Raw genomic sequence first — 9,862 nt, forward strand, 5'->3', positions numbered from 1 at the left:
TCAGTTCTTTGTAAGCAATAGAAAGGCCTTCACATGCAATTTGTCGAAAAGTTCGCCGTCCCCATCTGGATTCTGGCCGTGGTGGGGGTGATGGTGGTGCTGAATTTTGCAGCGACGCTGTTTGCACCGATCTTGTTGGCGGTTGTTTTGGGCGTGGTTCTATCGCCAGTGTCCGATTTGATGGACCGGTTTGGATTGCCGCGCGGGTTAAGTGCGTTTTCGACGCTCGCGATCACGTTGCTGGTGATTGCCGTGATGTTGTTCTTACTTGAACCTGTTTTGACGACGGCCATCAACCGCGCCCCTGTGATCTGGTATGAATTACGCGAGACCGTTGAAATGGCTCAGTCCGCGTTGCGTGGTCTCGAAGAGGCGGGCGAAGAAGTTGCCGATGCGTTGGGCAGCGAAAACGCTGGCGCACCTACCGAGGAAGCGGTCGTTGTTCCTTCGGCCACAGAAGCGTTGTTATACGCGCCGGGTTATGCCGCCCGTGTGATGATCTTTATTGGTACGCTTTATTTCTTTTTGTTGTCGCGCGACGAAGTCTACGCCTACATCGAAAAACTGGATCGCGGTCTGACAGGTGGCGATATGCGCGAAGCTGAAAAGCAGGTGTCGCGCTATTTTCTGACGATCACCATTATCAACGCGAGTTTTGGTGCGCTGGTCAGTGTCATGTTGGCGATCATGGGTATGCCATTCCCGATCGTTTGGGGTTTCCTGGCCGCCTTGGCGAACTTCATTCTGTATCTGGGGCCACCGATGTTTGCCGTGTGTTTGCTGGTCGGGGGGATTGTTGCGTTTGACGGCCCGCTGAGTTTTGCGCCCGCGGTGATCTATGTTGTGGCCAACATGATCGAAGGGCAGTTCGTGACGCCGTCCTTGGTAGGGCGCACGATGGATGTGAACCCGCTTTTAGTGTTCCTGTCGCTGGTCGTGTGGCTGTGGATGTGGGGCCCGGTCGGCGGGATCATCGCGATCCCATTGCTGGTTTGGGTCTTGGCCTTGCGCGACCGCTACAAAGTGGCGGTCGTTTAGGTCATTTCTTCCGGCACGCCCGGTAGGTTGCGCCCGAAACGACGGGCCGGTGCGATGGGATAAGGCAGCAGGAACCCGTCGCGATTATGGGGCGGCGTCTGCGCATTGTTTTGCGCGATTTGGCGCCATGTCGCGATCTGTTTGGAAAGTTCTGTGTCGTCATCGTCGGGCAGCCAATGCTGAAAACAGGCCTTGGTCAGTTTTGCGACGTCTTCACGGTGGGTCAGTGTCAGCCCTACTTCGGTATCCCAGCGCAGGCTACGCCCGTTCAGATTGGCAGATGACACAATCGCCGCTGTATCATCAAAGATCGCCACTTTTGAATGCACGTAGATCAGCGGCGCGGATTTGAGCGTTCCACGACTGTCATCTGTCACAGGGCGTGGTTGTGCGGGCGACGTGACAAAGACCCTATCGCCGAAGGCCCTGACGATCATGTCGATGCATTTGGCCTGTAGGTATTCGCCATACCGCGCGTCGCTGCGGGTGCTGTTGTGAAAAGCGACGTCTTCGGGGGCACCCGGAAGTAAGACAAGCAATTGCAGGTCGGGGTTTGCTTTCGCCGCCTCTGTTAGCGCCTTTGCGATGGGTTTGCTGCGCAGAAACTGGGTTTCCAGATAGATAAAGCGCTGCGCTTTTTTGATCTGGTCGATGTGCGCCGCTTCTAATTCTGTAACGACAGGGCGGGGGGACAGGCGGAACGCGCTTGATGTGCGTGGTGCAGATAATGTGCGCAGCAGCGATTGTTTGGGTTTCGCTGGCGCAGTTCCTGATGTGACGGCCAGCAGTTCGTTTAGATGTTCAGCTGCTTCTTTGGCGATAGGGCCGGACGTTAGGATCTGACAATCCCGCCATGTCTGTTCGCCCGGTCTGTCGTGATCGGGTGTGTCGTACCGCCGTTCATCCAGATCGAGCCCGCCGATATAGACATTCGTGTCGTCAAATACGGCGATCTTTTGGTGATGTGTGGTTGGCACAAGACGGGGCAAGAGGCGTCGGTTCGCCCGCAGATTTGGGTGGTCACCAATCATGTAGGGCGCAAGCAGCGGCATCATCGATAGATCGCGCTTGGCTTCATCCGCGGGCAAGGCGTTTAGCCGACGCGCCTCTTTCGTGATTTCGTGCATGACCTTGGGCCAAAGCATGGCCGCAGACCCACGTCCAATGCGGGCGGGGTGCATAGCGGGCGTGATGTGCAACAGATCAGGCCTGCCGGATGCTTCGCCTGCAGAGATAAACCTGCGCACCGCATTCCACGTCATCCGGTGATCATCGGGGCGCACGATAGGGTCGAAATCGGTCAGGATCATGCGGATCGCGACGCCGCGCCGCAACGTGTGGGCAATCAGATCGTACCAGTCTTCCCCAATTGCACGCCCTGCGTCGGAACGCAGTTTCGTGCGGGGGTCAAACACGCGAAACCCGGCCGCTATGTGCGACCGGGCTTGCAGAAATTGCTGCTCAAGGGCTGGGTAGGAAGATGATGCGGTTAGAAAGATTTGTGTCTCACCAATCGCATCTAGGTGATCGCCCATTTGTTTATTCCTTCACGGCCCGAAAGCGGCGCAATTGTTAGGCTGGCATACGGCTGGACCGTGGGCCTGCAACCAACCAAGCGATAAAGCCCAGCAGTGGCAAGATCAGAACGACGAGTGTCCAAAGAACTTTTGAACCGGTCGTGGCACCTGATCCGATAATTGAAACGATAGCCCATACGTTCAGGACCAAAAGAATAAAACCGCCAATACCTGCATATTCCATGATGTATCTCCGTCTTGTTATGTTGCGTTGGCTGAGCAACCGCCAGCGCCGGATAAGGTTCCGAAATAATGACGTGTTGCGACAAAAGGCCCTGTTTTTAAAGGATTTCAGATTCATTGGAACCATCCCCCAGATGTCCAGTTGCTACACCAAGCGCGGCAAATATCGTCGCCACCGTAACTGAACCAAAAGGATCGAACCGATGCTACACTACTCACTTATCTTTCTTGTTGTTGCAGTGATTGCTGCTGTTTTTGGATTTGGCGGGATCGCCAGCGCCTCTGCGGGGATTGCGCAAATCTTGTTCTTTATTTTCTTGGCGCTGTTCGTGATCAGCCTGATCGCGCGTGTCGTCAAAAGATAGTCGAACCCCTGATCTGGCCCCAAACCAATTTACCCCCGAAAGGAGAATACCATGACACAGGCATTGAATATCGTAGGCGAAGAAACAGAAGTACCATCCGGCGTGCGTAACCAAGACGCACTGGCTGAAGCCATTTCAGGTGTGCTGGCGGACACGTACCGTCTGACGTTCAAGACACACGCCTATCACTGGAATGTTGAAGGCCCATTGTTCTATTCAGTCCACAACCTGACCGAAGGCCAGTACGAGAACTTGTTTGGCGCTGCCGATGAATTGGCCGAACGTATCCGTGCACTTGGCAAGATGGCCCCGACACAGATGTCGGCCATTATGGACGGATCTGTTGTACAAGATCGCGACGGCGCATTGTCTGCTGGCGAGATGTGTGAAGACCTAGCAGGCGACCACGCACGTATCGCGCATCGTTTGCACGCGTTGATTAAAATCGCAGGCGACAACAACGACCCTGTCACCGAAGATTTGGCGACAGAGCGGTCAGCGTTTCACGAAAAAGCCGCATGGATGTTGCGTGCTTTGACTAAAGCATAACACCGCACAAAAAAGCCCCCGCGCCGTGATGGCGCGGGGGCTTTTTGCTGTTCTGATTTCAGAACTTAAGAGTTGTGCAGCGTTTCGGTTGTTGAAAAGAACAACGCTTGGCTGACGGCAGACCGGACTTGATCGACCTTGAACGGTTTCGAGATCAAGAAAGCAGGTTCCGGACGATCACCGGTCAACAGACGTTCTGGGAATGCTGTGATGAACACGACCGGCACATCTAAGCCTTCGAGCAGATCGTTGACCGCGTCGATGCCGGATGAGTTATCCGCCAGCTGAATGTCTGCAAGGATCAGGCTTGGCTTGTCTGCTTTGCCAAGCGCGACGGCTTCGGTGCGTGTCCGCGCCACGCCTGTGACCCGATGACCCAAGTCTGTCACGATATCTTCGAGATCGGCTGCGATAATCGGTTCGTCTTCGATAATCATCACGGCACCAGAAGAGCTGGCAGCGATTTCTGCAATCGCGATGTCCAGAAGTTGGGTGACTTCAGTGTCATCTGCTTCGATGATCCGGCCAATTTCTTCGCGTGTGAACCCTTCGATGGTTTTCAGCAACAGAACTTCGCGGGCGTTTGTTGTCAGGGCTGCAAGGTGATCTTGGGCTTTGCGCGCCAATCCATCCACTTCGTCCTCGATGCTAAGCTGACGGCCAGACGTCACCCAGATCGCATGGAAGCACCGAAATAGGCCTTCCTTGATTGTTGGGGCTTCTTCGACGGTGCTGCGGTCACGCAGAATTACGTCAAGTGTTGCGACGGCGTACTTGTCGCCCCGCCCCTGAGAGCCGGTCAATGCGCGTGCGTAGCGGCGTAGGTACGGCAACTCTGCGGCGACATGATCCGAGAACGTGTTGTCCATGGTGTTACTTTCCGTCATTTTTTCAATCTTTTTTTGCAGTTCTTTGGAACAATACTGCTAACTACGGGTATTGTTCCATGTAAGTTTAAAGTTGGCACACAAAAATTAGTTAGGACCTCCATGTCTGAAGGCAAACACCAAAAGCGTGAAGCGGTCATTGCGCATCACATCGATGAGAACCTGAAAGAGGTTTTCGCCGATTATGCGAGTGGCGATATGCCGACAGAGATTGTTGATCTGTTGACTGTGTTGAAAGCACAGGATCAGGAGAGAAACAGCAAATGAGCCATCCTGATCCGAAGGAAGAGCTGATTTCCTTGATGCCGAACCTGCGCGGTTTCGCGATGAGTTTGTGCCGTAACCGTAGTCTTGCTGATGATATGATGCAGGACACGATCGTAAAAGCGTGGGCCAAGATCGATTCGTTTGAGCCGGGCAGCAACATGAAAGCTTGGCTTTTTACGATCCTGCGCAACACGTATTACACCCGTCACCAAAAGATGAAACGCGAAGTGTCCGACAAGGATGGTGCGTTCACAGATACGCTGTCGGTCAAGCCGGACCATGACGGCCGTCTTCAGATGCGCGATTTTAAGACCGCTTTTGAAACACTGCCGGATGAACAGCGCGAAGCACTGATGTTGGTGGGTGCCCAAGGGTTTTCTTATGAAGAAGCCGCAGACACGGTGGGTGTCGCGATCGGTACGATCAAAAGCCGCGTAAACCGTGCCCGTGCTGCATTGACCGAATTAATGTCGCTTGATGGCGAAAGTGCCATGGAACTAACTGATCAGTCGACAGTTGCTGTCATTAATCGCGACATAATTCTGGAAAACTAATGACCCAATTGGCGGATGCGGCACCAAAGCGGTGGTATCACGGTCTACGCGCGCGCGTGATCCTGATGCTTAGTCTCGCTGCATTCCCAATCGGCATGATTGCGGTTTTCCAAACCTCGCGGCTTGCTGAAACTGCTGACGAAAACGCTGAACTTGCCTTGTTGGCGTTGTCAGACCAAGCGGTGCAAGCGGAACGATTGTTGATCCAGCGTGCGTTTGGGGCTGCCAACATGTTGGGTAACCTCGCGTCGTATCTGCTCGAAAATCCCGATGAATGTGAGTCCGTTCTTCAGGGTGTCATCCAAACCGAACCCTCATTTAGTTTTGCGGGGATCATGCCGCTTGATGGTGTGATGGAGTGTTCGTCAGTCGAGGAAACGCTGGAATTCGGGAACTACGAAGGTTTTGCCGAACGGATGCAAAACCCGACTGCCAACGTTGAAATGAATCCTGTCGCGCAGGGCAGCAACGCGGCGGTGATTATCGTATCCACTCCGTTTGAAATCGATGGCGTGTTCGCTGGCTATACCTCTGTTTCGATCCCGCAGTTGAAGTTAGCACAGCAAAAAGCGCTGTCCGATCTGCCAGTGTCAGGCTTGGTTGAACTGTTTACGTTCAACGAAAGGGGCGATGTTCTGACCGCCGAGCATAGTCTTGAATCGGTCGACACGTTGCTTCCGGAAAACTTTGACGTGACCCGTTTCCCGAAGTTCCGTGCGCAATCGTTCCGCGATTTCGCGCAAACCGGCGAAAAGTACATCTATACTGTGGTCCCTGTGGCTGACAGCCCGACGACGATCGTCGGGGTTTGGGACCCTGACGCGACGACCGAAGCGGGTGCGATGCAATCCCCAATTCCGGCCAGTGCCTTTCCGATCATCATGTGGATTGCGACCGTCGTCGTGGCCGTGATGGCGCTGTATTCGTTAGTGATCAAACACATCGCGGTCCTGCGTAAACAGATGAACAGGTTCGCAGTCACACGCACCGTTCCCGAAACAGGTTTGAGCAGCGGCGCACCCGCGGAGCTGCTGGAAATTCAGGAACGTTTTGTTGACCTGACCGATGATATTCTGCGCGAGGAAGCCCGTCTTGAAGCGATGGTGCGCGAACAGAAGGTGCTTGCGAAAGAAGTGCACCACCGCGTGAAGAACAACCTGCAAATGATCGCGTCGATCATGAATATGCAGATCCGTAATGCCGAACAGCCCGAGACAATTGAGACGTTGCAACGTGTGCAGGACCGGATTGCTGCACTGGCCGATGTGCACAAGGATCTTTATTCGACCCAAGACGAAGGGCGGGTCAATGTTGGGTCGCTGGTTGACCGGACTGTCCAGCATTCCGTTGAAGTCGGCGTACCGGATGTCACCGAAATCAACCTCGAAAAGTCCATCGTGGACGTCTGGATGTTCCCTGATCAGGTCGTTGCCTTGTCGTTGCTTGCCAACGAAGCGATCACCAACGCCATTAAATACATGTCCGCCCAACCAGGTGAAAAACCGACATTGATTGTCAGTCTGCAACAAGATGGAGAGACGTGCACGTTGCGCGTGTCAAATTCGACAGTGGGTGAGACAGCGGGGCGCGGCACAGGCATCGGGTCAAAACTGATCCGCGCGTTCGGGATTAAACTGGATGCTGAACAAGACGTCACGCACGAGGCCGGTCTTTATACGTTGCAGGTGCGTTTCGCGATTGCTGCATTTGAGCACGAAAGCCATGATTACTAGGTTTCCAGTTATTTTGGAACCATTTCCGGACTGATCAGTATCTCTATCAACGCATAGAAGGAGATACATCATGTCCGCACCTGACGTGAACATTGAAAAGCAAAGCCGCCGCCACAAAGGCCCGCTGATCGGGATGGCGGTTGGCCTAATCTTCGCATTTGGCCTGTTTACTGCATACACGGGATACGTGTGGGAGCCGGTCGCCGATGAGCCCGAAGCGGCCATCGCTGTCGAAAACTAAGTCACCCTCTTTGCAAAGACATTTACCTGAAAGGAGACATCTTATGGCTCATTCAAAATCAATCACCGAAGCTGGTAGCGAAATAGCGAAAGACGGCGCGAATGCTGTAAAAGCAGGCGCACGTAAAGCAACTGATCACGCCAAGGCCGAAGCATCAAAGCAAGCGGATGCCGTCAAGACAAATGCTGCGAATAAAATCGCTGGCGAAGCCGCGCGCCTTCGTGCTGCCGCCGGCGAGATGACGCAAGACGCGCCGCACACGCAGGCCGTCGAAACAGCCGCCGCGACATTGCAGGACGCCGCGACCCGCGTGCGCCAAACGGACCCGAATGATCTTGTCCGTGATCTGGCCACGTTTGCACGTCGTCATCCTGCCGCTTCTGTCGCCGCAGCGACGCTGGCGGGCTTTGCCGTTGGCCGTTTCTTCCGGTCAACAAACCGGGCAGAGCCGGAATTGCCAATGTCGGACGTGACCACGCACCATATCCCGACACCTGACATGTCCGTGCCATCATGAAACCGGACACTGCACCGCGCGATATGAGCACCGCGATTTCATCTGTTCTGAGCCACGTGCACGCCCTACTTCGTAAAGAAGTGGCGCTGCTCAAAAGCGAAATGGCGGACCGGATGAACCATGTGGCAATCGCCCTTGGCCTGATGGGTTTGGCGCTTGTCCTTGTTCTAACAGCCCTGCAAGTGCTGACCGGTGCTGCCGTCGCGCTGTTTGTGGAAATGGGGCTGACCCCCGCCCAAGCGGCTGGCGCAGTTGCCCTGATCGCCCTGCTGATCGCGGCTGTTGTTGGCATGAAGGCGCTGCGGATGCTGAAATCCGCGTCGCTCGTCCCGCACGACACAATCGCGACCATTCAAAAAGACACGACTATTCTAAAGGAGACGTACAGTGACTAATCAAGCTGCCCTAGAGGCCGAAATTTCACAGGAACGTGCCGACCTCGCAGAGACACTGACATCCATCGCCGAAGGTTTTAAGCCATCCGCGATGCTTGAAAGCTGGGATAAATCCGCGCCGGAACTGGCCCAGAAGGCCGTGACGGCCGCTAAGGAAAACCCGCTTGCCGTGGGTGTAATCGGTGCCGGAATTGCATTGCTCGCGCTTGGTGCGCGTCAAGCGCCCCCCGCGGCAGAGGTGAAAGCGAAAGCGGCAAAAGCCGCCGACACCGTGAAGAAATCCGCAGCCCAGATGCGCGAAACACTTTATGACCAGACGAATGAACTGAGCGATGTTGGCCGCGCCCGTATCATTGAGGCCCGTTTGAAAGCGATCGACGCACAAGAGCGGATCGAACGCGGCGCTGCGAAAGCGGTCAAGACGTCTGAAAATGCGTATCAGACCAATCCGCTGTTGATCTGCGCCGGTTTCGCCGCCGCTGCCGGTGCGGTCGCGATGTCCCTGCCTCGCACAGAGACAGAAGACAGGACCTTTGGCGATCACCGCGACGCGCTGGTCGATAAGGCCGAAGCGATCCTGAGCGAAGAAATGGATCGTGCGATGGCGCAAGGACGTGATGCGCTTGATGCAGCCCAAGAGGCCATGCAGACACCTGCGGGAACGACGGCGACAGATGTAAATGCGCCAAAACCGCATTGATTCACTCCGATCAAGAAAATGAAAAATGCCGGGCCGCTTGCCAGCGGTCCGGCTTTCGCGTGTGAAAATCAAGAAGATAGGCGACCACAATGGTGAAGTCAGATCTGCCCGAAGACCCATCATCAGATGATCTTGCCGAAACGCGTACTGCTTGGGCGGAAGACCGGACCATGTTGGCCAATGAACGGACGTTCGCGGGGTGGATGCGCACAGGCATGGCCTGCGTGGCGCTTGCGCTGGGTCTGCGGGCGCTCTTTCAGGAAACGACGTATCCGTATCTGGCAAAAGGGGTGTCGGCAGTTTTCATCGTTGCGGCCGTTCTGATCTTTTGGGCCGCCGCGATAAAATCGCGCAAAACGCAAAAACGGATGGATTGTCATGCCGTGCAGGCGCAGTCGCATTACCGGATGACGATCCTTGCCAGCCTGCTAACATGCGGGGCGATTGCGACCGGGGCGCTGCTGATCATTCTATGACCGACGCGCGGACCAATACATAATTCACAAAGTGCCTTCTGCTGGCTTTTGAGCCGATCGATAATCATGATTATTCGATGATCGGGGTGCATATTTTTTAGTGTTTAAATTAATAATTCACGGCGCAATAAGCGATTATCGGTATAAGAAATGTACCATGTCGTTCAAAAATGTGAAAATTGTATGTACTTTTGCAGTTATTGTATTTGGTGAATTTTCGATACAGACACATACTATCCGCACAGACTTTTCCAAACTGTGATTTCTGGGAGGAACACATGAAATCTTTGATGAATACGGCTTTAGGGCTGTCTTTGGTTGTTGCGACGTCATCTGTTGCGGTTGCTGATGGGCACGCGCAGGAATTGACGATTGCGATT

General features: G+C 54.4%; 14 protein-coding genes. 11 read left to right on the top strand and 3 right to left on the bottom strand.

Going from position 1 to position 9,862, the window contains the following annotated elements; genetic code table 11:
- The first annotated feature begins 33 nt into the window (after window positions 1-33).
- Complete coding sequence (locus MWU61_RS17485) at window positions 34-1,038, top strand: AI-2E family transporter (RefSeq protein ID WP_247129758.1); 1,005 nt, start codon at window positions 34-36, stop codon at window positions 1,036-1,038.
- On the opposite strand, the gene MWU61_RS17490 is transcribed toward MWU61_RS17485, so the two are convergent.
- The gene (locus MWU61_RS17490) at window positions 1,035-2,573 is read right to left on the bottom strand and encodes a phospholipase D family protein (RefSeq protein ID WP_247129759.1); all 1,539 of its coding nucleotides are present in this window, start codon (window positions 2,571-2,573) and stop codon (window positions 1,035-1,037) included. The genes MWU61_RS17485 and MWU61_RS17490 overlap by 4 nt on opposite strands.
- A 37-nt stretch (window positions 2,574-2,610) precedes the next feature.
- Window positions 2,611-2,799: a PLD nuclease N-terminal domain-containing protein gene (locus MWU61_RS17495; RefSeq protein ID WP_247129760.1), complete on the bottom strand. Its 189-nt coding sequence runs from the start codon at window positions 2,797-2,799 to the stop codon at window positions 2,611-2,613.
- A 202-nt stretch (window positions 2,800-3,001) separates the two neighbouring features.
- Between MWU61_RS17495 and MWU61_RS17500 the strand changes: the two genes are divergently transcribed.
- Together MWU61_RS17500 and MWU61_RS17505 are read left to right on the top strand one after the other, a co-directional pair.
- Window positions 3,002-3,163, top strand: a complete 162-nt coding sequence (locus tag MWU61_RS17500) for a DUF1328 domain-containing protein (RefSeq protein ID WP_247129761.1) — start codon at window positions 3,002-3,004, stop codon at window positions 3,161-3,163.
- 51 nt (window positions 3,164-3,214) lie between these two features.
- A complete protein-coding gene (locus MWU61_RS17505) occupies window positions 3,215-3,712 on the top strand; it encodes a DNA starvation/stationary phase protection protein (RefSeq protein ID WP_247129762.1) in 498 nt (165 codons plus the stop codon).
- A gap of 65 nt (window positions 3,713-3,777) precedes the next feature.
- Here MWU61_RS17505 and MWU61_RS17510 read toward each other — a convergent pair whose 3' ends face one another.
- The gene (locus MWU61_RS17510; RefSeq protein ID WP_247129763.1) at window positions 3,778-4,599 is read right to left on the bottom strand and encodes a response regulator; all 822 of its coding nucleotides are present in this window, start codon (window positions 4,597-4,599) and stop codon (window positions 3,778-3,780) included.
- A 102-nt stretch (window positions 4,600-4,701) separates the two neighbouring features.
- On the opposite strand from MWU61_RS17510, the gene MWU61_RS17515 reads away from it, so the two are divergent.
- From MWU61_RS17515 to MWU61_RS17550, 8 genes are all read left to right on the top strand, one after another.
- Window positions 4,702-4,866 (top strand): hypothetical protein, encoded by a 165-nt coding sequence (locus MWU61_RS17515; protein WP_247129764.1) that lies wholly within the window; start codon window positions 4,702-4,704, stop codon window positions 4,864-4,866.
- Window positions 4,863-5,420, top strand: a complete 558-nt coding sequence (locus MWU61_RS17520) for an RNA polymerase sigma factor (protein ID WP_247129765.1) — start codon at window positions 4,863-4,865, stop codon at window positions 5,418-5,420. The genes MWU61_RS17515 and MWU61_RS17520 overlap by 4 nt, the downstream gene beginning before the upstream one ends.
- Window positions 5,420-7,153, top strand: coding sequence for a sensor histidine kinase (locus MWU61_RS17525; protein ID WP_247129766.1), 1,734 nt, complete (start codon window positions 5,420-5,422; stop codon window positions 7,151-7,153). Before MWU61_RS17520 ends, MWU61_RS17525 begins: the two co-directional genes overlap by 1 nt.
- A 70-nt stretch (window positions 7,154-7,223) precedes the next feature.
- Entirely contained in the window at window positions 7,224-7,394 is a 171-nt protein-coding gene (locus tag MWU61_RS17530; RefSeq protein WP_247129767.1) for a hypothetical protein, read from the top strand.
- A gap of 43 nt (window positions 7,395-7,437) precedes the next feature.
- Entirely contained in the window at window positions 7,438-7,911 is a 474-nt protein-coding gene (locus tag MWU61_RS17535; RefSeq protein ID WP_247129768.1) for a hypothetical protein, read from the top strand.
- Complete coding sequence (locus MWU61_RS17540; protein WP_247129769.1) at window positions 7,908-8,306, top strand: phage holin family protein; 399 nt, start codon at window positions 7,908-7,910, stop codon at window positions 8,304-8,306. The genes MWU61_RS17535 and MWU61_RS17540 overlap by 4 nt, the downstream gene beginning before the upstream one ends.
- A complete protein-coding gene (locus MWU61_RS17545; protein WP_247129770.1) occupies window positions 8,299-9,006 on the top strand; it encodes a hypothetical protein in 708 nt (235 codons plus the stop codon). Before MWU61_RS17540 ends, MWU61_RS17545 begins: the two co-directional genes overlap by 8 nt.
- 89 nt (window positions 9,007-9,095) lie before the next feature.
- On the top strand, window positions 9,096-9,482 hold the full coding sequence (locus MWU61_RS17550; RefSeq protein WP_247129771.1) for a DUF202 domain-containing protein: 387 nt from the start codon (window positions 9,096-9,098) through the stop codon (window positions 9,480-9,482).
- The last annotated feature ends 380 nt before the right edge of the window (window positions 9,483-9,862 follow it).

This window comes from Loktanella sp. F6476L (assembly GCF_023015725.1).
Classification (GTDB): Bacteria; Pseudomonadota; Alphaproteobacteria; order Rhodobacterales; family Rhodobacteraceae; genus Yoonia.